The organism is Novosphingobium sp. ERW19 (genome assembly GCF_012641315.1).
GTDB lineage: Bacteria > Pseudomonadota > Alphaproteobacteria > Sphingomonadales > Sphingomonadaceae > Novosphingobium.
Map to the genome: position 1 here is coordinate 19,351 of NZ_JABAIC010000018.1, position 24,680 is coordinate 44,030.

At 58.6% G+C, this 24,680-nt stretch carries 21 protein-coding genes; 8 read left to right on the forward strand and 13 right to left on the reverse strand.

The window, feature by feature from the left end; genetic code table 11:
• The first annotated feature begins 106 nt into the window (after positions 1-106).
• Both HGI46_RS20855 and HGI46_RS20860 read left to right on the forward strand, forming a co-directional pair.
• Positions 107-1,519, forward strand: coding sequence for an MFS transporter (locus HGI46_RS20855; RefSeq protein WP_168905714.1), 1,413 nt, complete (start codon positions 107-109; stop codon positions 1,517-1,519).
• Entirely contained in the window at positions 1,516-2,910 is a 1,395-nt protein-coding gene (locus HGI46_RS20860) for an MATE family efflux transporter (protein ID WP_168905715.1), read from the forward strand. The genes HGI46_RS20855 and HGI46_RS20860 overlap by 4 nt, the downstream gene beginning before the upstream one ends.
• Before the next feature lie 84 nt (positions 2,911-2,994).
• Here HGI46_RS20860 and HGI46_RS20865 read toward each other — a convergent pair whose 3' ends face one another.
• The 5 genes from HGI46_RS20865 to HGI46_RS20885 form a co-directional block, all read right to left on the reverse strand.
• Positions 2,995-3,744, reverse strand: coding sequence for a GntR family transcriptional regulator (locus HGI46_RS20865; protein ID WP_118074381.1), 750 nt, complete (start codon positions 3,742-3,744; stop codon positions 2,995-2,997).
• A 179-nt stretch (positions 3,745-3,923) separates the two neighbouring features.
• Positions 3,924-6,107 carry a TonB-dependent receptor gene (locus HGI46_RS20870; protein ID WP_118074382.1) on the reverse strand — a complete coding sequence of 728 codons (2,184 nt, stop codon included), beginning with the start codon at positions 6,105-6,107 and terminating at the stop codon, positions 3,924-3,926.
• A gap of 478 nt (positions 6,108-6,585) precedes the next feature.
• Positions 6,586-8,091 (reverse strand): aldehyde dehydrogenase family protein, encoded by a 1,506-nt coding sequence (locus HGI46_RS20875; RefSeq protein WP_118074383.1) that lies wholly within the window; start codon positions 8,089-8,091, stop codon positions 6,586-6,588.
• Between the two features lie 13 nt (positions 8,092-8,104).
• Entirely contained in the window at positions 8,105-9,748 is a 1,644-nt protein-coding gene (locus HGI46_RS20880) for a GMC family oxidoreductase N-terminal domain-containing protein (RefSeq protein WP_168905716.1), read from the reverse strand.
• On the reverse strand, positions 9,738-10,274 hold the full coding sequence (locus HGI46_RS20885) for a hypothetical protein (protein ID WP_168905717.1): 537 nt from the start codon (positions 10,272-10,274) through the stop codon (positions 9,738-9,740). The genes HGI46_RS20880 and HGI46_RS20885 overlap by 11 nt, the downstream gene beginning before the upstream one ends.
• A 114-nt stretch (positions 10,275-10,388) precedes the next feature.
• Here HGI46_RS20885 and HGI46_RS20890 point away from each other — a divergent pair, with 114 nt between their 5' ends.
• The gene (locus tag HGI46_RS20890) at positions 10,389-12,182 is read left to right on the forward strand and encodes a CocE/NonD family hydrolase (protein ID WP_168905718.1); all 1,794 of its coding nucleotides are present in this window, start codon (positions 10,389-10,391) and stop codon (positions 12,180-12,182) included.
• Between the two features lie 38 nt (positions 12,183-12,220).
• Positions 12,221-13,198: an MBL fold metallo-hydrolase gene (locus HGI46_RS20895; protein ID WP_162896119.1), complete on the forward strand. Its 978-nt coding sequence runs from the start codon at positions 12,221-12,223 to the stop codon at positions 13,196-13,198.
• A gap of 57 nt (positions 13,199-13,255) precedes the next feature.
• Here the strand turns inward: HGI46_RS20895 and HGI46_RS20900 are convergent, their stop codons facing one another.
• Positions 13,256-14,236, reverse strand: coding sequence for a dipeptide epimerase (locus tag HGI46_RS20900; protein ID WP_168905727.1), 981 nt, complete (start codon positions 14,234-14,236; stop codon positions 13,256-13,258).
• Between the two features lie 77 nt (positions 14,237-14,313).
• On the opposite strand from HGI46_RS20900, the gene HGI46_RS20905 reads away from it, so the two are divergent.
• The gene (locus HGI46_RS20905) at positions 14,314-15,111 is read left to right on the forward strand and encodes an SDR family NAD(P)-dependent oxidoreductase (protein ID WP_168905719.1); all 798 of its coding nucleotides are present in this window, start codon (positions 14,314-14,316) and stop codon (positions 15,109-15,111) included.
• 7 nt (positions 15,112-15,118) lie between these two features.
• On the opposite strand, the gene HGI46_RS20910 is transcribed toward HGI46_RS20905, so the two are convergent.
• The 6 genes from HGI46_RS20910 to HGI46_RS20935 form a co-directional block, all read right to left on the reverse strand.
• Positions 15,119-16,069 (reverse strand): GDSL-type esterase/lipase family protein, encoded by a 951-nt coding sequence (locus tag HGI46_RS20910; protein ID WP_346766791.1) that lies wholly within the window; start codon positions 16,067-16,069, stop codon positions 15,119-15,121.
• The gene (locus tag HGI46_RS20915) at positions 15,981-17,348 is read right to left on the reverse strand and encodes a CapA family protein (protein ID WP_168905721.1); all 1,368 of its coding nucleotides are present in this window, start codon (positions 17,346-17,348) and stop codon (positions 15,981-15,983) included. The genes HGI46_RS20910 and HGI46_RS20915 overlap by 89 nt, the downstream gene beginning before the upstream one ends.
• The gene (locus tag HGI46_RS20920) at positions 17,345-18,406 is read right to left on the reverse strand and encodes a M14 family metallopeptidase (RefSeq protein WP_168905722.1); all 1,062 of its coding nucleotides are present in this window, start codon (positions 18,404-18,406) and stop codon (positions 17,345-17,347) included. Before HGI46_RS20920 ends, HGI46_RS20915 begins: the two co-directional genes overlap by 4 nt.
• A 117-nt stretch (positions 18,407-18,523) precedes the next feature.
• The gene (locus HGI46_RS22500; protein ID WP_168905723.1) at positions 18,524-20,707 is read right to left on the reverse strand and encodes a reductive dehalogenase domain-containing protein; all 2,184 of its coding nucleotides are present in this window, start codon (positions 20,705-20,707) and stop codon (positions 18,524-18,526) included.
• A 34-nt stretch (positions 20,708-20,741) separates the two neighbouring features.
• Entirely contained in the window at positions 20,742-21,461 is a 720-nt protein-coding gene (locus tag HGI46_RS20930; RefSeq protein WP_168905724.1) for an SDR family oxidoreductase, read from the reverse strand.
• 78 nt (positions 21,462-21,539) lie between these two features.
• Complete coding sequence (locus HGI46_RS20935) at positions 21,540-21,872, reverse strand: EthD domain-containing protein (RefSeq protein WP_121050214.1); 333 nt, start codon at positions 21,870-21,872, stop codon at positions 21,540-21,542.
• Positions 21,873-22,210: 338 nt separating this feature from the next.
• Between HGI46_RS20935 and HGI46_RS22300 the strand changes: the two genes are divergently transcribed.
• Together HGI46_RS22300 and pip are read left to right on the forward strand one after the other, a co-directional pair.
• Positions 22,211-22,387, forward strand: coding sequence for a hypothetical protein (locus HGI46_RS22300; RefSeq protein ID WP_240946930.1), 177 nt, complete (start codon positions 22,211-22,213; stop codon positions 22,385-22,387).
• 314 nt (positions 22,388-22,701) lie between these two features.
• A complete protein-coding gene (gene pip, locus HGI46_RS20945; protein WP_168905725.1) occupies positions 22,702-23,646 on the forward strand; it encodes a prolyl aminopeptidase in 945 nt (314 codons plus the stop codon).
• Positions 23,647-23,889: 243 nt separating this feature from the next.
• Here the strand turns inward: pip and HGI46_RS20950 are convergent, their stop codons facing one another.
• Positions 23,890-24,141, reverse strand: coding sequence for a hypothetical protein (locus tag HGI46_RS20950; protein ID WP_206065878.1), 252 nt, complete (start codon positions 24,139-24,141; stop codon positions 23,890-23,892).
• A 116-nt stretch (positions 24,142-24,257) separates the two neighbouring features.
• Between HGI46_RS20950 and HGI46_RS20955 the strand changes: the two genes are divergently transcribed.
• Positions 24,258-24,614: an IS5 family transposase gene (locus HGI46_RS20955; RefSeq protein WP_206065879.1), complete on the forward strand. Its 357-nt coding sequence runs from the start codon at positions 24,258-24,260 to the stop codon at positions 24,612-24,614.
• Positions 24,615-24,680 lie beyond the last annotated feature (66 nt).

Consider the following 24,680-nt stretch of genomic DNA (forward strand, 5'->3'; position numbering starts at 1 on the left):
CCGACTCATTGTCGACACGAGTAGAGCAGCTTGAGACCGAAGCAAAGGGGCATATTCAATGCACGCACCCGCACAAAATTCGGCTGAGCACATCCGGGAGAGGTAAATGGGCGGTTCGGGCCAAGTGGACACCAGCCAGGCGAACGATGGTTCGCCGCAGCCTGACGGACAGCAAGCGAGTGCGCTGCCAACCAAGCTCTTTGTCGGCTATGGCGCTGTCGCAGCGCCTTACGAAATGCTGCGGGCACCGGCGCTCGCCATCCTCCCCGGGCTCTACGCCAAGGAGTTTGGTTTCGCCTTGGCGTCAATTTCCATCGCCATGCTGTTTTTGCGTCTTACAGATGGTGCTACCGACCTCGCTGTCGGCATACTTTCGGACAAGACAAGAGGCACCTGGGGGCGGCGTAAGCCATGGCTGTTTGCCAGCATCTTCCTCGCCATTCCGGCAGCCTACGGTCTTTATGTTCCGGGTAATGAACCAACGATCTGGTCGTTCACGATTTGCTACTTTTTCTTTTACCTCGCCTGGACGATGTTCGAGATCCCGTACACGGCCTGGTCTGCCGAATTAGCTGACAAGTACGAAGAGCGATCGCGACTGGCAGTCTGGCGAGGTCTTGGGCAAAACACTGGCCTCATTTTGCTGAGCCTCGTGCCCCTGCTCCCATTTCTGCCTTCAACAGAAATGAACTTTGCCGCGCTTCATGCCATGTTCTGGTTGATCGCGATCGCTTATCCGGTTGGGATTCTTTACGCTATTTTCTGGTTACCGAACGGCCGGGCCGTGCCTCAAGCCGAACAGTCCAGCTTTCGCGAGACGATTGCAGCCATTCGTGCGAACCGTCCCTTCCAGTTGTTTTTGGCAGTCGCATTCCTCTCCGACTTTGCGGTGGGCTGCATGACTGCACTCTTTTTCCTGTTTTTCGATACTTACCTCGGCGTTGGCGCATCCTTCACGGCCATTTTCCTGACAGCGATCGTGGTTTCTACATTGTCCCTGAAGATATGGCAGCATCTGCTGAAACGGACTTCAAAAACAAGGGTCCTGCTCGTGGGGCTGGCGGGGGGCGCCATTGCCGGGGCCATGATCGCTGTGCTCGAACCCGGACCGAACGCTTTGACCTTCTTCATTGGCTACATGGCCTTGTTCTATACCCTAGGCGTCGCGCGTGATGTCGCGCTCTACGCCATCTTCGGCGACATTGTTGACTATGACACTTGGAAATCCAATGGAAACAGGGCTGGACTTTATTCTTCTGCCTGGATGGTCCTGCGCAAGATTGCCTATGCAACGGCGCCCGCGTTCGCGTTCCTTGTTGCTGGACTGTTTGGCTTTGATCCATCGGCCGATTCCCAATCAGACAAGGCGATCTTTGGGCTCAAGGCAGCGAACGGTTACCTCCCTGCCCTGTTCCTGATCGCAGCGGCGCTGCTTGCCGCGATGTTTCCGATCACCAAACACCGACACCATGTAGTCCGCCGTCGTTTGGAGCAAAGGTCCCTTCGAAGCAGCGGATGATCGATGTGACATTTGCCTCCCCGTGGCGCGCAGAATTTCGCGCGACCCAACGGCTTGCTTTGCCGCTGATCCTGACAAATCTGTCGTTGACGCTGATTGGAGCGACTGATGTCGTGATGATTGGCTGGCTGGGGACCAATGAGCTCGCCGCTGCTTCGCTTGGCTCCGGTCTGATCATGACTGCGGCCATATTCTGCATGGGCCTCATCACCGCAACAGCGCCGATGATGGCCAGCGAGCGCGGCCGGCAAGCTCATAGCGCCAAGGATCTTCGTCGCACCTTCAGGCAAGGCCTCTGGGTGTCCGTGGCGATCTCGAGCCTTGTATGGCTCGTGCTTTGGCAAACGGCTCCTCTTCTTCGAATGCTCGGCCAGGATGACGATCTGGCAGCACTTGCGGGCAGTTATGTCCGAGCCTGTATGTGGTCGATACTACCCTACCTATGGGTGCTATTGATCAGGAATTTTCTCTCCGTGTTGGAGCGGCCCGGCTGGTCGTTAGTCGTCGGGATTGCAGGTGTATTCGTCAATGCTGGCTGCAACTATGTCTTGATGTTCGGTGGTTTTGGGCTGCCGCCGCTGGGGCTGGTCGGAGCTGGAATTGGCAGTGTGCTGGCCAATCTGTTCATGCTGCTGGCCATGATGGCTATCCTCAGGATGCACCGGCGGTTTCGGCGCTATTCGCTATTCGGCCGATGGTGGAGGAGCGATTGGGAGCGATTTCGCACGCTCTGGAAGTTTGGTGTTTCGATCGGGGTGGCGATGGCACTGGAAGACGCGATATTCATCGTCGCGGTGGTGATGATGGGCTGGTTCGGTCCAAATGCTCTGGCCGCGCATGCGATCGCGCTTCAGATCGGCACTATTGCCTTTATGGTGCCAATGGGCGTGGCACAGGCGGCAACGGTTCGCGTTGGTATGGGGTTCGGGAGTCGGGATCCCGAGTTGATCGGCAGGGCTGGGTGGACAGCGTTCTGCCTGACGATTGCGTTTATGGTCTGCGTGGCAGTGCTCATAGCAACTCAAGGAGACCTGCTTGTGTCGTTGTTCATAAGCGCCGAGACCCAGGTTGATGCGGAAGTTGCTGAGCTTGCAGTATCCTTCCTCGCGATCGCCGCGTTGATCCAGGTCGTCGATGGTATTCAAGTCGTCTGCACAGGGATGTTGCGTGGCCTGCATGATACACGGTGGCCAATGATCTTCGCCGTGACCGGCTACTCCGTGGTCGGGATCGGGGTTGGAGCGTGGCTGGCATTTGCACGCGGCTGGCAGGGATTGGGCATTTGGGTCGGGCTGGGTACTGGGATCTCTGTCGTCGCCCTGCTGGTACTTGGGCGCTGGCTGCTTCGGGACCGGCTTGGCCTGCTCCCTGACAAGCTTACCAACGCCTGACGCGTTGCAAACTAGCCTAGCACTGCATTGGCGGCGATCACGGGGTAGCCCATGCCGCCCCATGAACGCTTGAGCGATTGAGCTTTACTTCAATGCCAACCGCTTTGATGGGCGCTCGGTCAGGCGCTCCTGCATTCTGATAGCAATCGTCTCGAAATCGCGCATACCAGCCGCTTCCGCAGCATCGGCATCCCGCGCTTCGATCGCGGAGACTATGCCAAGATGAGTGTCAATCCAGTGGCTTTCGAGATCGTGATCTCCTAGCTCGGCGACATCGAGCAGGTAAGAGCCGAGGATGCGCTGACCCTGGTCTAGCAGCTGCCGCATCCAGTTGGCGTAAAATGCGTTACCTGACGCGCCAGCAATTTCCAGATGAAACTCCCGGTTCAGGCGGATCATTAGCGCCATGTCCCGCTCGCGTGTCGCCTGGCTATGCTGGTCGTGAAGCTGCTTTATGCGCCCAAGCTGGGCCTGTGTCCGGTTGGTCGCAGCAAGCCTTGTTGTCAGGCGGTAAAGCAACTCCGAAGCGTCGAGAAAGCTGGGTATGGCAATCATGTCGAACGGAGCAACAATTGAACTGCGATTGCGTAAGGTCTTTACCAGTCCTTCCGCCGCGAGCCTGATCAAAGCTTCACGGATCGGAGAACGCGACAGCCCGAAACGTTCAGCAAGATCGGTTTCATCGAGAAGCGTGCCAGGTTCCAATTTCAGAGTGAGAATCTCTGCCCGTAGCGTCTGGTAGACTGTATCGGCTCCCGAGCCCCGAACAGGCTTGCGTTCCGGCTTAGCCACGCTTTTCTTTGCGTTGCCACCAGACCGTTCCGATTGAGCCATCCCTAACCTCCAAGCCGGGCAAAAAGCCAAATTGCCGCTGGCGAGGCCCTACATCAAGTAGCAGTAAGCTGCCACGAATAATCCGGCAATGCATCATTACCCTGGTAGAACTGATCCCAGCACAGGTCAGCAACGGTAAAAGGCCGGACCCTCGATAGGGCCCGGCCGGCTGATCCGCCTCAGTAGCGATAGCTGAGACCCAGGATCCATGTCCGGAATTGCCCCGGGGGAGCGAAATTTCGACCATCGTAGAAGGCAAAGTAGCGCTGATTAGTAAGGTTCCTCGCGCTCGCCTGCAACGACCAGTCGCCAATGTCATACTTGACCAGAACGTTAACGAGCCCGGTGGACTGCAGAATGAAACGGTTGTCGGCCTTGTCGAAGGCCTTGCCCCGGTACTGGTATTCGACCCGCAAGCTGGCTTCGCCTGAGCCCACCTCGACTTTGTCAATGGTCAGTGCGGCAGTTCCCTGGAACTTGGGAGCTCGAGGCAGCCTGTTGCCGGAGTAGTCGACCGGCTGCGCCGTCGTGTCGTCCAGAGTGAAGTACTCATCGAACTTGGCGTTCAGGTATCCGGCACTGAGATCGAGGCGCAGGTTGTCACTCAGGCGGAAGTTGCTGAGCGAGGCCTCTAGCCCCCAGATTGTCGCCTTGCCTGCGTTAAGGACCGTATAGAAAGGGACCCCGGCAGGATCTGGGGTCCCGTCGGGAAGCAGTGGAATGCCGCCGACGCGAACCTGCATATCACGATAGTCGTAGTAGTAGCCGGCGAAGTTCAGATAGCCGTTGTTGCCGGGCAACGTGGACTTCGCACCAATTTCATAGGCATAGAGGACCTCAGGCTTGACCGTCGCAGGTTGCGGCGTTCCATTAGCCGAAAATCCAGTCGTATTGTAACCAGACTGGAAACCCTTCGAGGCCGAGGCGTAAATCATCGTTCCGCCAGCAGTGGTGTAATCCAGGCCTACACGACCAGTGACTTGGCTCTGCGTGCTGCTCAGATCGAACGATTGGGAGTCAGCAGGGCCATTACCGGCAAAGCGATTGCGGACCCGATCGCTATTGTAACGCAGACCCAGGTTCGCTCGAAGTTGCTCGGTAAGATTATAGTTCAGATCGCCGAATACGGCAAAGGTTTCGACTGTGTTGTCAGTAGCGCTGTTGAGCAATCCGTTGGCGACAGGGACGATATCTACCCTGCGGGTCTCACCCTCCTTGGAGTCCATGTACAGGCCGCCCAGCACCCAGTTCGCCTTCTCACCCTCGTAGGCAAGTTGCAGCTCCTGACTGAACTGTTCGGCATACTGAGGAAATGAGATGACAACCTGGACGGGCTGCTGCAGCGGGTTCACGTCCAGCAGGGAGCGTGGCTCGTTGTAATCCGTATACCCTGTTACCGAGCGCCAAGAGTATCCTCCTCCCAGTTCACCAGACAGCGTTAGGCCGACGAGATAATGATCCCGCTCGCCGACGGGCTTGGTCGGATTGTCGTAATAACCTTTATTCCACCCGTAGAGCGGCTTGCCAGCCGGGGTCAGAGCGATAAACTCGCCAACGCCACCTGTTTCGTTGGTGTATTGTGCGAACAGGTCGACATCGACAGGCCCGGCTTTTCCGGTCAGTGTGAGGCGTACACCGGTGAACTCGTTGCCATCGATCCGCTTGTTGTTCGCGACGTTGATGATGCGACCGTCAGCCCGGGTAAGCGTGCCGGCAAGACGAAGCGCCCATTCCCCGCCCAGTGGCGCGTCAAGGCCCGCATAGGCACGCACCGTGTTTTCGCTGCCATATTCAAGCTTTGCCCCGAAATCGAACTCCTTTCCGGGACGGCGCGTGTTGATGTTGACTGCGCCGCCCGTGGCATTGCGCCCATAAAGGGTGCCTTGGGGGCCCTTCAACACTTCGATCTGTCCAACATCGAAGATCCAGCCCAGGGACGATGCCGTCGAGGGCATGTAAATGCCATTGATGTGCGCGGCCACTGCCGCGCCGTTACCGGGAACCTGAGCGCCCACCCCACGCATGGTGATAGTCGCCCGGGTTTCGTAGTTTTCCAAGAAGAAGCCAGGAACTTCAAATTGCAAGTCCTTGAAAGTTACCTTGCCGAGTTCCTCGAGATCGCTGCCGCCCAGAACCTGGATAGTCTGCGGGACCGTTTGGACATCCTCCTCGCGCTTGCGGGCGGTAACAATAATCTCCGAGCCATTCGCTTCTTCGGCTGCTGGAGTTTCTTGAGCAGCTGCAGCCTGCGGCACAAATGCCAGAGCTGTCGCAACAGCCACGACTGACGGCAAGGCCGCCAAGCGATTGCGAAACGCTTTGCGGCCTTCAATGCACCTGCTGGTCAAATTATGCTTGGACATGCCTCATCCCTCACCTTGACTATGGAGACACCCTTGCCGAGCACCCCAGTCGACATTATGTCGACAATATGTATTCCAAGGGTCGATGGAATGCAAGTCATTCTCTGTCTGTCTGAACATGGGCATGAATCTGAGGATTTCTGCGCCTCAGGCGTCGGGTGCCCATATGCCCTCATAGAACAGGTTGAGCCGTAGCGGTCAGCATGGCGTAGCCCAAAAGGGCGAGGCCCATCACATCGAGTGGACTGAGCAGCTCACCAAAAGAGCGGATCACCGCCGCTCACTGCGGTGGCCAGTCGGGTACGTACCGCGAGGCCAGTAACCAACGACAAAAGGTGGCGCATGGCATAGGTGTGCAGTCCTTGGCCCATCAGATGGCTTACCAGCGAGAACCCGATTAGCGGAGCCCCAGGGCAACTTTGCCGGCCAGAAGGGCGATGATGGCAAGCCAGTCCCTCTGCCCGGAATGCAAAGCCTCTCAACCCGCAAAGGAGACAGACTTCAGCCGTGTCATCGCGCGCATTCCATCCAGCCCACCTTCAATGCCCAGACCGGATTGCCCATGTGGCTCGAAAGCGCCTGCCGTAGCATCTACGGCTGTCGCTCCAGGCCTGCCCGCAATGGTCACCGATCCGGCCCGAACACTCTTCGCAAAGCGGAGCGCACGCCCCAGGTCACGCGTCCAGACACTTGCGGCAAGGCCATAGATCGTGCTGTTCGCAAGCCTGGTGGCTTCGACTTCGTCGTCGAAGGCAAAGACTGACAAAATCGGGCCGAAGATTTCTTCTTGGGCGATGCGCATGTCACTGCGGACATCGGTAAATACCGTCGGCAACCAGTAACAAGCTTCAGTTTCTTCAATGGGCCCGCCGGGCAACGCTGCAACAGCGCCTTGGTCCTGGCCGGCTTTGAAATAGCGCCGCACTCTATCGTGCTGCTCCCGGCTGGCGAGTGGTCCAAAGCTGGTGTTCTCGTCGAGAGGGTTGCCGGCTTCAATCTGCTTTGCAAGTGTCACAACACGCTCGACCAGCGCATCATGAATTGAACGCTCCACAATGAGTCGCGATCCGGCCACGCAGACCTGACCCGAATTGAAAGTGATGCTGCCGACGACGGCTTCAGCAACAGCGTCGAGATCTTCCATGTCAGCGAACACGATCTGAGGGGACTTGCCGCCGCATTCTAGGATCAGGCGTTTCATATTCGACTGACCGGACAGTTCGACAAGTCGCCGACCAGTGGCCGTGGAGCCCGTGAACGTGAGCAGGTCGACATCCATGTGTGAGGCAAGTGCGGCACCTGCGCCTGATCCCAGGCCAGGCACGATGTTTAACACCCCATCAGGAATACCCGCCTCAGCGGCCAGTTCACCGAGGCGCAGGCAGCTCAGCGAAGCAATCTCGGACGGCTTGAGTACAACGGAGTTTCCGACGGCAAGCGCGGGCGCGATCTTGGTGATTCCAATGAAGGCCGGGAAGTTCCAAGGCGTGATGGCGGCGACTACGCCAACGGGCTCCCGCACATTGAGCAGAAGTGTCGACGGATCGTTCGGTATGACCTGATCGATCAGCTTGTCGGCCGATTCGGCAGCGACGCGCACCGCATCGGCAGCGGCCTGCATATCGGGCGCGGCCATGCCGATGGGCATGCCCATTTCAAGCGAATCAAGCAGCGCCAGTTCGTCCGCATTGCGCTCGATAACATCTGCAAAGTTCATAAGGACCCTGGCCCGCGACCTGGGAGACAGAGTGGCCCAGCTGCCCTGTTCGAATGCAGTTCGCGCGGCACAAACTGCAGCATCGATCTCGGCTGCGCCGCACGCCGGCAGGTCGGCCAGCCGCGCACCGTTAGCTGGATTGAGCGATGCGAACCGTTCGGTGACACTCGCCTCAATTCGACGGCCACCGATCCACGGCCGCACTTCAACGCTGAGGTCGTGAGCCTTTGCTGACCAGTTCACTGGCGCGATTTCCGAGGATGTCATAAATTAATCTCCGTTAGGCCGCTGATATGTGTCTTCCGGGTGCGCGGAGCAGGTCGGCTGCACGCTCTCCAATCATGACGGTCGGGGCGTGAAGGTTCCCGGAAGTTACAAGGGGAATGACTGAGGCATCGGCAACAGTCAGACGGCCAACACCCCTTACGCGCAAACGGGAATCGACTACCGAGGCCGGATCGTCGCCCATCCGGCAGGTGCCGCAAGCATGGTAGCAGATCCCCGCGTTCTCGCGGACATAAGCTTCGAGTGCCTCGTCGTTGGAGAGATCAATGCCGGGAGAAAGCCGTCTGATGACCCGATCTGAGAAGGGCTTTGCGCGGGCGATCCGGTCGACCAGTCGTACTCCTCGCATCAAACGCAAAACGTCGTCACGGTCGCCTAACAGGTTAGGCACGATCATCGGCGCTTCGCGGGGGTCGGCAGACTTTAGCTCGATCCGCCCACGTGACTTCGGGTGGCACAGTGACGGAGAGAGGGAATAAGTGTTCACTCCGGAAGTGAATGTGAAGTTGTCTTCAAGATAACCCCAAGGCCCGGAGAACAGCAACAAATCCGGTGACACTTCCTCGGGCCTGCTTTGCGCATAGGCCAGGATATGACTGGCACAGGAAATTGCCTGGCCTCGCCTGGCCAGGGCGAATTGCAGACCTGACAGCGCGAGTTGGTGCCATTGCATGGCAGAGCTGTATGTCCGGTCCCGGACCTCGTACTCGATGTAAAGTTCAGGATGGTCATGAAGATTGCCCCCGACCGACTGGCTGTCAGCCACAACAGAGATGCCGTGCGTCCGAAGCTGCTGTGCCGGCCCTATGCCCGAGACCATCAGTAGGTGCGGAGAACCGAAGGCTCCCGCGCTCAATACAATCTCGCGACGCGCCCTGACCTCGAATAGCTTATCATTTGCTGAGACCTGAAGACCTGTTGCTTGCCCTTGATCGAACACAATCCGTTCGACCCGAGCATGGGTAAGCACCCTAAGGTTAGGGCGCCGCCATGCCGGACGTAGATAGGCAGTAGCGCTATCCTGACGAAGTCCGCGAAGCTGGTTGGTCTGCGCAACACCAATGGCCGCCCCCTTCGCCAGGTTGATGTCTGCCACTTTCGGGATTCCGACTGCGGCAGCTGATTCGATCAAATCATCGGTTCTCGCATGAGGTGAACGAAGAACCTCGACATGGACAGGACCAAACTTCCCTCTGCCGGCCAGCCCGGGGCAATACTCTGCTCGCCGAAAGAACGGCTCGACATGTCTCCACGACCAACCCGAAGCGCCCATTTCGGCCCAGAGGTCATAATCTCGCGGCAGACCTATCGCATAAATTACGCCATTGATCGTGCTGCTGCCGCCAAGAATGCGCCCCCGTCGCCAAGTCTCGGCCCGATCGAAACGGCTGGGATCGCTCTTGGTCTGGTAAAGCCAGGCATAGGGCTCCCAATCCTTGACGAACGACTGACCACCCGGAATGCGAAACTTCCAGTTGCGTTCGGAACCGCCAGATTCGATCAACAAGACCGAGACTTTGGGGTCTTCGCTCAAGCGCGAAGCGATCACGCAACCTGCCGAACCCGCCCCGACTATGATGTAGTCGTAGTCACCACCATCTCGCAGGGTCTCAACAGGACTTGCCATCTCAACGACCAACTACTCGCCGGTAGGTCCCGTCGTGTATGACTTTCCAAGTGGCGCCCTTGTCGATCGAGAGCTCCCAGAGCTGACGATTTCCCCCATCAGCCAGTGGGGAAAAGCTCATGCGATGAAGCCCGACAAATGAGTCGATGTCGTTCTCGCCAGTCAGGACCAAGGCAGAGCCCTCAAACTGCCCCGATAGGTACATCGTTTCGCCATCGTCAGTGACGAAAATCAATCTCCAGAGGCGGTCGGACTTGTCGTAGAACATGTGAGCACGCCCGTAACCACTAATCGCCCCCCGCCATTGCTCCAAAAGCATGCAGCCGCCCAGGACTGCTTCAACCTTGCTTTCGCCGGCCGGCGCGCCACCAATGCCGGTTACCTTGAACTCGCCGATCTTGAAATCAAGTTGCCGGTATACCGGATCCGTGCACCCTGCACCGGGAGGACCTGCGCGCACCTCGGCACGCCCGGCACAGCCACTTACCGCGACTAGGGCGGCAGCAAGCCAGATGCCTTTCCTGACGCGATTTATCATTGCAATTTCCTCCCTGCCAAAGGCTATGCGCGAGCTGCGTGGATTTTTGTCGACACAAACAATACACGTTGTATGTTTGGGCTGCAACCATTCGAATGAAGTGAGTGAGAAGTCATGACCATTCTTAGCGACAATGCACCGGACAGCCGGGGTTGCGCCGACTACTCCGCACGCTTTGTCCGCATTCCGATGCGCGATGGAGTGGAGCTTGGTGCAATTCTGTATCTGCCGCTCAACCGGCCAGGCCCGTTGCCGGCGGTGATGGAAATGACTCCCTACTTGGCCGACAATCTGCACCGCGAGGCGATTTCCTTCACCCGTGAAGGCATGGCGTTCCTGGCGGTCGACTGTCGAGGCCGAGGCGGATCAGGGTCCGAATTCCAGCAATGGATCAACGACGCCCCAGATGGATACGACACCGTAGAATGGATTGCTGCACAGCCGTGGAGCGATGGGCAGGTCGGCCTGACCGGTGGTTCATACACGGGCTGGAACCAGTGGATCATCGCGGGGACCCTGCCCCCTTCCCTTAAAACAATCGTGCCATCAGCCGCCTTCATGCCAGGGTATGACATTCCGCGTGGCGGCATTGGTTCACCCTATATCTACCGCTGGAGAGTCACGCTTAAGGGGCATTCGATTTCCTGGAACCTTGCTGCCGATACCTTGCTCTTCAACCGCATCCAAGGCGATCTCTACGCGCGCAACCACTCCTATCTTGGAGTACAAGATGAGCTGGGCTTCCACGCGAAAGGATGGGAAGACGACCTACACAGCACGACTTGGGGGAGCGTTTGGCAGGCGCGACGCCCATCGCAACAGGCGCTCGCAGAACTCGAGATCCCGGTACTTTCGTTGACAGGTCTTTACGACACTTGCCTGATCGGCACGCTAGAGCATCACAGACGCCTGGAACGGCATGGCAGCGACACAGCAAGGAACAACAACTATCTGGTGATCGGACCATGGGATCACCGGGGCATGGACGGTTGCGACCAGGTATACGGGTTGAAGTTCGGACCTGCTGCCTTGCTAGACGTTCCGAAACTGAAGTTCGACTGGTACCGATGGATATTCGGTCACGGAGAAAAGCCAGCCTTCCTAGACGCTCGGATCAAGTATTACCTGACCGGGAATGAGGAATGGCGGAGCGCCGATACCCTTGAAGACCTGTGCTCGAAGAGCAAGCCGCTATACCTTGCCTCCAACGGCAAAGCCGATGACATCTTCCATTCCGGATGGCTGACCGCCGAAGCTGGCGATAGTCCACCCGATAGCTTCGTGAGTGATCCGACGGACCTTCGTCCGCTAGAAACGGAAACCAGTCTTAGCAACTCACCCGAGCTTTCGTCCGGGGGCGGTGCCGTATTCCCGCGTTCCTACAATAGTCTCTTCTTCATTCTAGGGGGTGAAGATCCGACCAATGCGGTCTTTTGCCACAATACCTATGGCCAGGGCGTAATCTATCACACACCGCCGCTGGACGAGCCTGCCCAAGTGGTGGGCGAACCGGAACTGGACCTTTGGGTCACCTGCGATGCACCAGACGCCGATCTCGCAGTCCTAATCTACGAGGTGCTTGAAGACGGATCGGTCATCTTCCTTTCTTCGAGCCAACTACGACTTCGGCATCGCGACGGCGGCGACCGAACAATGCCAGCGAACGAGCCGGTACTGCTCAAGTTCCCGCGCTTCCGCTTTGTCGCCCGACGCATTGCCCGCAACTCTCGCCTGCGCCTTGTCGTGCGAGCGACGGCCTGTTCCTTCATGCAGAAGAACCTGAACTCCGCCACGCCGGTACCGGAGCAACAGCCAGGCGAGGAGCGGATAGCCAACATCCAGGTTCTGCATGATCTGGAGCATCCCTCGCTTCTCAGACTTCCTACGAGTCCGGAGGTTGCGAAATGATATCGACCAGAGCCCTGCTAATAATTGCTGCCGCTACCATGCTGCCGGTTTCGGCAACCGTCCACGCAAAGGATGAAGGCAGCGGCAAGAAACAGCCTGTCACACAAGTTATTACCCTCGGCACAGGAGGCGGACCGGCCTATCGCGACAAGAGAGCAATGTCATCGAACGCCGTTGTTATCGGCAAAGATGTCTATCTTGTCGACACAGGCGACGGCCTGATGAATCGACTTGCATCTGCCGGTTTGGATGTCGGGCAGGTCAAGGGTGTGTTTATCACCCACCATCATTTCGACCACAACGCGGATCTTGGGGCGCTGCTGACATTTCGATGGTTAGCCAACGACCTTCTTGGTGAACCAGGCCACCCCCTTCCGGTCATCGGGCCTCCGATGACTGTCGGGTTCGTTCAGCATCTTGCTGCAGCCTTCCGACCAACAGAACTTGCCCCGATCACAATCGGCGGCACAGAGCCGGGACCCATTGCGCTTACGGTAAGCGCGCAAGATCTTCCGAGGGATCTGCTCGAACCCAAAGTCATCTATCGGGATGACAAGGTGACAGTCACGGCGGTTCTCAACAACCACTACCACTATCAAGAGGGAAGCGCCGCCGCGCGCAATGCCCGCTCCTACGCATTTCGGTTCGACACCGCCGACCGGTCAATCGTCTTCACGGGCGACACCGGGCCGTCGCCCCGCGTCGAGGCACTGGCCAAGGGCGCAGATATGCTTGTCGCGGAAGTCATTGACCTGCCGAGGATAGAGCAGCAGTGGCGCTCGCGTGATGGCTCTGACCCAGCGCAGGTGGACGCACTGATTGCCCACCTGCGCCAGGATCACCTCACGCCTGAAGATGTGGGCAAGATGGCTTCTTCAGCCAAGGTTGGAATGGTTGTTCTCAATCATCTCGTACCTGGCTGGGACGACGAAACCGATCCAGAAGTCTATGCGAGAGGCGTGCGGCGCACCTTCACTGGTCGCGTCGTTGTAGCAAATGATCTCGACCGCTTCTGACCCGACGAGCGGCAGAATCCGCAAATGTCGATACCTGTCAGGGAGGAGCCTCGCCGCTCAGCCCCAAAGCTCCGCCTTGGGAAGTCCAATCCGGTAGTCGCTTGTTTCAAATCCGGACTGATGGTCTGCTGCAAGCCAGTGACTGCCCAGATCCACCAGCGCGGCGCCGGGTGCAAGGAGTGTCGCTGGGGCCAGAGCAAGCGACGAACCACCGTTGCAGCCGATCATGGTCTTGAAGCCCAATGCGGCCGCGTCACGTTGAAGCGCCAAGGCTTCGGTAAGACCGCCGGTCTTGTCGAGCTTGATGTTGATCATATCGTACAGTCCGGCAAGTCGCGGGAGCGAAGAACGGTCAAGGCATGTCTCATCGGCGCAAAGCGGAACGAGCCTCGGGAGAGTCGAGAGGCCTTCTTCCAAGGCTGCAGGGACCGGCTGTTCGATGCAGGTTACATCAAGCCTGCGAGCCACAGGGAGGATTTCCGACAACTGCCAGATGGACCAGCCTTCGTTCGCGTCGATGGTCAGCTCGTGTTGGGGGGCCGCGGATCTGACGGCTTCAAGTCGTTCGCAATCCAGGCCATCCGCACTCCCGAGCTTAAGCTTCAATCCCGGCGCGTTTTCCGCTTGGCGCGCAAAACTGGCCATACGCTCGGGCGTATCCAGTGCGATAGTTTCAAAGACGGCAAAGGTGTCATCGGCCATGATGTCGAGTTCGAGAACATCCCAGATTCGGCGCCCTTCTCGCTTCGCCTTGAGATCCCAAAGAGCGCAGTCGATGGCATTGCGCCAAGGCGAGCGGGGCAGGCGGGCGTTCAAGGCAATCGGATCGAGATGGGACCAGGCGGCCTGGTCGAGCGACAGCACCGACGCTGCTGCGGATCGGGTCACCTCTTCGTCAAACTCGTGAGGCTCACATTCCCCGCGCCCCCTAACGCCGTCGGACTCGATCGTGACCTCAAGGACAAGATTGTCCGTAAACACGTGACGGGATATCGCGAACGGACGTTTGAGCGGCCATCGCCGGATTTGGGTAGTCATAATCGGAACGGTCAAGCTAACTTCCTTTCAATCGTGTTTCGCCTCCGGTCCTTCGGAGAAAGCAGGAGAACCCCATCATGTCATCGGCAAGGCACCCTCAGTCTCCAGGCAGTTCACTGGCCAATTTGCTCAAAGGAGAGGTCGCAGTCATAACCGGAGCAGGCCGCGGTAATGGTGCTGCCATTGCCAGGGGCATGGCACTTGCGGGGGCACGGGTCTGTGTCGCCGATATCGACCGCGACGCGGCCGAGCAGATAGCGCACGAAATAGATCCAGCGGGCGAACGGGCAATCGCGATTGGCTGGAACATTGTCGACCCGTCCGAGGGAGAGGAAGCCGCCGATCGAATTCGCCGGTCCTTTGGCGCGACGACCATCCTCGTCAACAACGCTGGTGTCGAGGCAGGCGGCAGGATCGGTGATGAAGGCTTCGAAGCATCGTGGTCCAAGGTCATGGACGTCAATCTGACCGGGACCTTGCGGGCGATCACGGCTCTCCTGCCTGATTTGCGAACAAGTCGCGGAAACATTGTCAATGTCGCCTCCATCCAGTCGTTCATTTCCTACCAGGCGGGCACCAGCGCCTACGCAACTTCCAAGGCCGCCTTGGCGCAGTTCACCAGATCGCTGGCTGCTGACCTCGCGGGAGACGGTATTCGCGTGAATGCGGTCGCTCCCGGCTTTTTCGAGACTGCCATGACCGAGGGAACGCGAGGCGATCCCGAACGCTTGGCCCGCTTTCTTGCGCGCGCGCCGTTGCAGCGGATCGGGCACCCGGACGAACTGGTCGGGCCGGTCGTGTTTCTTTGCTCGAAGCTCTCCAGCTATGTGACGGGCACGATCCTGCCAGTGGATGGTGGACTGTTATCATATTGAGCTGCATTCACCGGGGCATGCCCAGTTGCCCAAAGATGGGGGCAAGCATGCCGGCGAAGCGGCAGTGATGCGTGCCATCCCAGTGGATGCCATCCACTGTATCCAATTCGCCGACGGCGGCTGCGTCGAGGAAACGCCAACCATGGAGGCGCGCCTGGTCAGCAAGCAAGGGCGCAAGTAGGCGTGAGCGCGCCAATGCATTTTCTTCAATACCAAGTTCGATCACTCGGCGCCCCAAGGGAATCGGGCTTACAAGGGTGATGCCCGGCGATTTACCACCAAGCCACCTGTGGGTGTCGAGCGCCGCGAGCACAGTCGCTGCAATTTTCGGCGCAATGATCTCGGGTTGCGACAGTGAAGGATATGCCAGATCGTTGGTGCCGAGCATCACTACCAGTTCGTCGACAGGCCAGTTGGCCAGGATCACGCCGCGGACATGATCAATTGCCGCCCGCGAGGTTCCGTCTTCAAATCTGGCCTCGCCACTCGCCAGACCACCGACAAGGCCGCAGATCCCGTGTTCGACAACGCGAAAGCGACCCCGGCCGGACCGCTCGAGAACCATGGGCCAACGGATTGAGGGACCATAGCGGGAATACCGTGTAGGCCCAGGATGGATTTGCGGCATGTAACCCCAGGTATTGGAGTCGCCGAAAGCCAGGAGAGTCGGCACCCTTGCATCTGCCTGTCGACCTGTACCGCTTCGATCGTCCGCCTGGGCGTCAGAAGCTGCTGTCATCATCGAAGCTCCGCCTGCGATTGCCGCGAACGACAAGAGAAAGTTGCGCCGAGAGGGCTGCGGGCTCGTTCGCCTTGCATTTTGCAGGCCAGCCTCATTCGCCCGTTCCAGTTGACAGGGTCTGGATTGGTCAGACTGGGCCATCGACTCTCCAGTCGCCGCCGACAACAACCCCGGCATAGTAAGCCATTTCGTCAACATAGCCCCGCATCGGCCCATCGCTGACGCCGCTGTCCAACTGCGTCAATGGAACAAGCCTAGTGATCTCCCTGCCACCGTCATCCTCTGCGACCAGGCCCACGGGCACTAGCTCAAGACTTGCAATTCGTGTGACCGGTTCGCCACGGTAGTTGCCTTTAGCAATGCCGATGCGCGCAACGAGGCTCAATGCCATTGCCGGATGTGACAACAGGGTCGACAGATTGCCCAGGCTGTACAGGATGGGGACGGCGCGATCCGGGTAGACTGCGGGTCGGTAGATCTCCGCTGGCTGAGGCACGTGCGGATGATGTCCGATAACAAGATCGGCCCCAGCCTCGGCAAAGCGATGGGCCCATTCAACCTGCTGGGGGTGGGGGTGAAGCTCAAACTCCAGTCCCCAGTGAAGGGCAACGACTACAAGATCGCAACCAGCATCACGACAGGCCTGGATCTGCAGTTCGATCGGGCTGATGTCTGGATCGGGCTCCAGGTGGAACGGAGTCATGTTGACGATCCACGGTTTGTCCTGTGGGAACGGCTTGAAGTTAACGCTGAAGGTGTGGGCCACCCAGCCGATCCTCACACCTTTGATCTCGATAACCCGTGGCCTTTCGGCATCCTCCTTGGTCCGATTGACGCCTACCTGCGAGATCCCATCCTGATCCAGCCTGGTCAGGGTGGTCAGGATACCTTCCTCGCCACAATCCAGGATGTGATTGTTGGCGAGATGCACAACGTCGAACCGGCGGCCCTTGTGGGAAACAACCGTCTCGTACTGCATGGATGTGAGATTGATCTTGGGCGTGCTCTCCGCCGTAAATTCGGTGGGCTCGACCTCCTCCGTGGTCAGGGTCGATTCAAGGTTGGCATAGGAAATGTCCGCCCCGAAGATCAGATCATCCACAGACTGGAACAGGCGGTCCTTCGCACCGTCGAGACCTGGGGTGCACATCAGGTCACCTGAGGCACTCATGGAAATTTCGGCTTCGACTGCAAAATCCGCCGGAAGCAGGTCGAAGCGGGTCTTCCTGAATGGCTTCAGCAATGCCTCGATGTCGACACCAGCCCTGCCCCCCCCCTTCGCGACCGGATTGATTGACTTGTAAAGCCAGTGCGCCAGGGACTCCGGATTGCGCGGATCAAGTTTCACATCGACAGGAACGTCCCATCGGCCGTCCGAAGCGGCGCTTAGATGCTGCTCGATCGCATTGGCGAGTTCACCCGTGAATTTCATGATCGGTCGGGCATCGCGAGGCATGCTGACCGGGCGCAACTTACTAAAGGGGGTGTCAGTCACGGGCGGCATTCCTTCATTCTGCGAAACAGACCCAGAAACCGATCAGTCACTGCCATCTGCCAGTCGGGTTCATCGATATAGAAGGCATCTTTGAGCGCCTTCTTGAGACTGTCCGCCTGCTCGCCTTTGAGGTTTCCCCTCGCAACGAGCCAAGTTTCGGCTCGCAAGGCCTCCAGCGTCTCAGGTATGGGGTAGGTGCCGAACTCAAGCGCAACCATCACCAGTTTTTCGGAGCCGATCTCGTGATGCGCAGCATGAGCCAGCGAGCCGCCAACTTGTGCAGACACGGCCTCGCCGCCGCCGGTCCAGGTGACGTCTTCTCCGAAAATCGCCTTGGCCATGAGATACTCAGCTTCGGAAGTGACGCAGATGACCTCGCCAACGCCGCGCGGACCAAGCCCGGTGTGAATGTCGATTGCAATAACTTGACTGGCATTCGCGCAGTGCTTTCGAAGCAGGCTTCGCCAAGTCTCGTTCGACCAGGCAGGAGCCTTGCCACCATAGAACAGGCCATCGGGGTGAGTATATTGCCCACTGGTCATCGCGACCTGAAAGGCCCTGAGTCCGCGTTCAGCGATATAGGCATCGATTGCGGCGTCCGCCTCGGTCCGTGCCGGGCCATCCCAGTCCCGAGGCACGAGCCAGTTGTGGATTTCGTCATAACCCGGATTGGCAAGGGCGACGGAGTGATCGACGAAGTTCCGGTTGAGGTCGATATTGTCCTCGTTAGTCCTGCGGAGCCATGCAAAGCCATAGGGGTTCACCGCGTGGACCAGTACGACCGCAGTATCGCCAGGCAATCCGTCGAGCAGACCTGATGCCAGCAGTTCAGCTTGACATCCCGAACCGCAAAAGCCCTCGACCCCGTGAGCACCCGAACTGATCAGGATAACCCGTTCGGCATCGCTTGGCCCCAATCGCGCCACATCGCACGACAGAGTTTCGCCCTGCGGCCCATTCTCTGCGGGATGTTCATAACTTTCGAGCGCAAAACCGCGGCGGCTGGCGAGCGTGCGGAAGCGCTCACGAGCATCGACATAGTCATTCGGAAAAAGCATAACGCGAAGCATCTCCGTCAAGTCCCTGAATCTTGCCGACACAATGTATGCACAAAGCAATCCGGGGGCCAGACAATTCTTTCCGGCCAACTCGCTGTCACGGCCGGGTCCGTCGACTCAAGGACCATGCCCCTTCGCCCCTTCAGGGTAAAAACTGGCTTCGCAGGCGTGCACGTCCCCTTCCCAGCCTTGGAAACAGGTGGAATCCTCGGAAGCGCTGCTAAGTGCGGCCAGGTCAGCACGTGCCTTTCCATAAAGCGCTTGACCAGCTTCGCGATCAACAGGGACGACCTGATCCAGCGTAGTGCCGCCAACCGGCTGTAGCTCCGGTGGGAAAATGGCCAGCTTCTGCAATCCTGCCAGCTTGTCCTCCCGCCCGAGATTGAGGTCTCGCTCGTTGGTACCAACTCGTGGGCGCTGGGCAATGCCGTCTACTACCTCGAGATCGAACCACCACTTCTTCACCGGATTGCGTGAGCCATTGCCTTGAAGGTCATCGTCAAGGGCAATCGCCCTCGCCAGTTCCGGGTGCTCGATGGATCGCCAAATCAGTTCCCGGGCCGTGATCGTGTCCTCCCGGTTCCAAGGGCATGTCTTCATACACCGACCGCAAGCGGAGCCCTTCTGTTGCGTGATGCGGTACTTGGCGCACTTCTCAACGTCCGCTTTCCAGACCTCGTATCCGTTGAAGAGAATCTTCGGTCCGAAACTGATCGCGTTACAAGGACATTCCCGCGCACATTTCCGGCAGCTTTCACAAAATGACTGCAGATTGAAATCAATCGGCTGGTCGACAGTCATCGGGAGATTGGTGGTCAAAACCACAGACTTCGAACGCGGGCCAATGAACGGATTGATCAATGTGTCGCCAATCCTGCTTACTTCACCCAGCCCTGACATGACGATTACCGGGTTGTGGATGATTTCTGAATCGGCATTCGTGTGGGTTCTTGCGGAGTAGCCCAAGGCTCGACAATGCGCCGCGATGACACCGGCAATCTCGGCTCCGCGCATATAAGCGCGCATGGACTGGGAGGCGGAAATCCAATCATCTCCGGATGCGCCTTCCATAGTCTCAAAGCCCTGATCGATCAGCATGCATACCGCATATTTGTGATAAGCGGCGATTGGGCTGCCATTCACGGCATCATGAGAGTAATACATCCACGGTTCGGCTTCGCAGATACCAACGAAATCAGCTCCCAGATAGTACCCTAGCGCCTTTATTGAATCCGCGTTGAACTGCGCCTCGGGCACCTCTTCAGCGTTCTTCTCTTCGAGGACCGGCTCTCTTGTGCCCTGTAGCGGCACCATGCTTCTAATCAGAGGCGCCATACCCAGTGCATAAGGATGCTTCATCGGAAACCTGGACATTTCCTCCTTGGTCTTGGCTCCGAGGTCACCGGCGGCGGCGCGATAGAAAAAGTCGCCGCGCTTCGGAACACGCTTAATGCGTTCTCGCAGGACCAGGGTGGTTGGTTCACTAACCCGCTGAATCCGTTCCATGGGGTAGTAGCCTAGGTGCAGCGGTCGTTTGTCGTGATCGTTCGACCACCAGCTTGGTCGGGTTCCATTCCTGCCGAGAACGACAGATGGATCGTCAGGCTCAAGTGCGCAGTCGACGGCCAGCGGCAGGTCTTCGGCCATCTCGTAATCGCAAGTCACCGCGCCGATCCGGAAACCGCGCCGCACAAAGGGGGCCACAAGCCGCTCCTGTTCAACCCGCGCCAGACCAGCTCGCACCGCAAGCTCTTCAAGCGAAATCGCCGACGCCCCATGCACGTGCCCACGCGCAGCGAACCCCATCCACCGGACATAGCCGGCCAGAACGGAAGCGATTTCCGCCGCGCGCATATCCGTACGAGTTGCGTTGGTTCCGGCAATCCAGCTCTCGCCGGGATCGCCTGCCCATGGTTCGCGACCGAACTCGACCAGGAATACCAGGGCATGGGTATGGTGCCGCGGAAGGTCAGTACCGTCCTTCGGCGTGATGCGGCATACGCCGGCAAGCGAGGCATCGAGAAAGTATGCCGAGGCCTTGAGATTGTGCGCCCTTGCCGACCGATCCGACGGCACTGGGGCAACTTGCGGAGCAACAGGGCCGTCGAGGAGCCCTTTGAACAGCTCCAGATACTCGCATATCGCTGGCAATGCCGAAGCGCTGGAGGCAAGCCGGTTATCCGATGGTTGTTGCGCTGTCGAACCGTTCGGGACCGAAACCGGCTCTGCAATCCGGCGCAGATGCTCGAGAGGGTAGGGACCCAGGTGGACCGGGCGGTCCCGGTGACTGTAAAGACGCACGTGTCAGCCCTTCCCTGTCATGAGCCTTGCAGCCCTATTCGAGCATTCCCGAAGCCAAATAGCCGCCATCGACATAAAGCGTCTGGCCATTGACCCAGGTTGTCCTGGTCAGAAACAGGGCGACGTCCGCAATCTCATGAGGCGCGGCGAGGCGCCTCCCTGGTGTCCTGCGGATTATGTCAGACATGATCTGCCCGTCATTTCGCGTCGAGACCATATCGCGTGAGGTTACGTCCACCGGTCCCGGACCAACGGCATTCACACGGACGCCATAAGGCCCGAGTTCCACGGCGAGTGCCTGCACGAGCGCTGCCTGCGCCGCCTTCGTGACACAATAAAATGACTCATTCTGCCAAGCCTGGGCGGCCGCAATCGATGTTATGACGACGATGGTGCCGCCCCGGGCATCGCGCATCCGGCGCCCGGCGGCCTGAGCGACGAGGGCAGTGCCCAGCACATTCACCTTGAGCAGTTCGAGGATCGTCGCCGGATCGGCATCCAGTACGCCGTGACGGCGACTGATAGACGCGGTCGCGACCATCCAGTCGGGAGAGGCCCCGGCAAAGGCTTCATCGATTGCGGCGAAGGCCTTCTCGACGCTTGCCGGATCGCTCTGATCGCAGGCGACAAAGTGCCCGCAGCTGCCAGGTCCGCGATCGAGGACAATCACCTCATCTCCCGCCTGGATGGCAGCTTCGACAATCGCCTGTCCAATGCCACCGGCCCCTCCGACCACGATTCCCTTACGCGCCACGTGCGTTCTCCTGACAAGTCCCGTGCAAACTCTCCCCGAGCATCTCCTCCAGACCGCCCGCCTGCAAGGCTAAGGGAATCAGCGAAATCTCGTCTCATCGACGATCATGCGCGAAAACCGGCTGGTATGGGCCAAGGTATCGGCACGGGTAGCGCTAGAAGGATTGCTGTAGGCTGCATCGAACGCGGCGCGATCGGCAAACCACTGCTCTGCAATGCCATCCCACTCACAGCTATCACTGGTCGCGCCCGGTGCACTATCATCATCGTCTGCCCGGATGTTGACGACATAGCCGGAGAGATGAGCCTGTTGGCTGTTGAGCACATCTTGAGCATGCCCCAGCCACCATTGACGAAACTCTGACAGCGACAAACCTTCCGCCCGCTTGAGAAACCATATCACTTTGATCACTGACTACCCCTTCCAACCGCTATCTGCGGATTGTTTCACCAAGTGGTGAGCATCCCGATCGCCCAACTCTCCTGTATACATTTTGCATACATGACGACAATCCGCAACTGTTGTCACAGACATGAAAGGAGCTCAGCGGTGTCCGCTCAAGTCGCAGCGATGACGGGATGACGAAACAGAACAAGCCGGTTCGCGAGCGCAGGGCCATGTTGGCGGGTGTGAAGCCTGCCCCAAGCACCGGAAGCTGAGTCTTTTGCTCGACCACTCACCCGGAAGTCATCGCTGCCGCCAGGGAGAAGGTTCTGGCGGTTTTCCGCGAAAAGGAAGGAGTCTCGTTCGTGCTTGCCATGGACGATGCGGCAGAGCTTGGCTTCGACGTCTCGATGCCGATGTCACGCATCGTCCTTGAGGTCTATTCCGCCCTGAACGGTGCCGGGCTAACAGCAGCTGTGGCAACCGTGCTGGCGGAACGCGGGCATCCCATGCAACATGATTGCCGCTTGCCACCACGATAATGTTTTCGTCCCTGAAGAGATGAAGGAACTGGCCTTGTCGGCCCTCGAGGCACAGCAAGAAGCATCACGTTCGAGCAACGGCTCGAATTAGGTTTCGAACGCCAAGCGTCCCCAATCCTGCAAACCGCTTTCCTTCTCGCCGGCCTTCTTCTGTAAACAGACCTCGAGAGCAAGCCTAGCCGCGATTCAGCAGCGCTGAAATTCATGCATACTCTTTGTCGACATTTGTTGCATGCCTACATCGAGTCGCTTACTACTGCTTGATGCGTCCTCCTCTCCGGACGCTGCGTGCAAAAGCGGAGTCAGATTCAGCCATGACTTTCTATGATGGACAGCAAGTCCGCAGCAGCGGCCGGATCGACCTCGGACAAAGCTATGACCTCTACTTCGAGGAAAGCGGCAATCCGGAAGGGTTTCCCGTACTCTACCTGCATGGCGGACCTGGCGCAGGCATAGATGCTTCTGCGCGGCGCTTCCACGATCCCTCCTTCTACAATCTCATCATGCACGACCAGCGCGGTGCCGGTCTGTCCAAGCCCTACGGGGGGCTCGAACACAATAACACGGCACTGCTGATCGAAGATATAGAACGCCTGCGCGAACACCTCGGGATCCGGCAATGGATCGTTTCAGGTGGCTCATGGGGCTCCACACTAGGGCTTGCCTATGCCCAGGCCCACCCTTCACGGTGCAAGGCCCTTGTGCTGCGCGGTATCTTCCTTGGCACGCGCGACGAGATGCATTGGGTCAACCAAGGGATGCGCAAGTTGTTTCCTCTCGAGTGGCTGGAATGTGTCGAGGGGATGAGCGAGGCAGAGCAGGAGCACCTTCATTCGACGATCCGGTCTCGCCTGTCCGGGGAGGACCGAGAAGCGGCTGTCCGGGCAGCCATCGCATTGGCAAAGTTCGAATGGATAGCCGCAACCGTAAGCCCGGACCTTAAGGAGATCGAAGCTGAGCTGACTCCCGAATTCTCGCTGCAATACTCCCAGATCGTCTGCCACTATGTTATGAACGATTTCTTCATCGATCCGGACCAGCTGATCCGCGAAATCAGTAAGGTTCATGGCATCCCGGGATACATCGTCCAGGGGACATGTGATTGGGTCTGTCCGCCGTGGTCGGCAGTCAGGCTGCACCGGGCTTGGCCCGGTTCAAAGCTCTTGCTCCTGAAAGGCGCCGGTCATTCCTCAAGCGAACCGGCCGTTGCCGAAGCGATGTGGGGCACGATGGAAGAGTTGAAGGGGCTCGCCTCGTGAACAAAGTCGAGCGGGTACGCGCAGCGCTTGCAGGTCAGCAGGTTGACCGAGTGCCTGCAAGCTTCTGGCGGCACTTCAGGCAAGATCAAGCGAACGGGCGCGGCATGGCGGAAGCTCATATCGCATTCTATCAAGCGACCGACCCCGACTACCTAAAGGTAATGAACGACAACCCCTTTGTGTTTTCTGGCGTTGAGCGGATATCTAGGCGGCGTTGACAAATTCGCGTGAGCTTAGCTGCGCTCAATCAGGGTTGTTCCGCCTTGCTGTTTTGACTGCCCAGCGGACGAGAAGGCCGACCCCGATGGCGATGACAGCGGAGGGCAGCAAGACTTGGGTCAGAAAGCCCTTCTTGCACGCGGTGTCCGGCACGCAGTCGCCCAACGCATCGACGAGCAGCAGGAACATGAAGACGGGCACGCCTAATACGGCGGAGGCTATACATCCCCACCGGCCTTCGACCGTCGCCCCGCCTTTATATCCGCCGTCGCCCATTGGCATTGGATAGCCCAATGCCCTGTCTTGGCAAAGAAGCCCGTCGATCTGGATTCAAGAACCAGATTGACGCGAGCTGGCGACATTGATTCAAGGCTGCTTTTTGGGAGGCAGGTTTGAGCCGGGGCGATCTGACCGAGGCAGAATGGCGCGTTCTGAGGGACTTGCTGCCGATAGAGCCTGAGAACCGTGGCAGGGGACGGCCACCGGAGCAGAACCGCTCAATCGTCAACGGCATCCTCTGGCGGCTCCGGTGCGGCGCTCCGTGGCGTGACGTTCCGCCCAAATACGGCAGTTGGAACACCATCTATCGTCGGTTCCGGCGGTGGAGCGAAGCCGGGGTCTGGGAGACCGTCGCGGTGACGCTGGCCGAGATTATGGCGGACAGCGGTCACTACAGCATCGACAGCACCACCATTCGCGCCCATGTCTCGGCAGCGGGCGGAAAAGATCCCATGATGAGAGTTGGATAGCGGCCTGAAGGAGATCAGAGTCGGTTTGCTACCAACCACTCTGAAAGGATTTGCTATGTCAGCAGA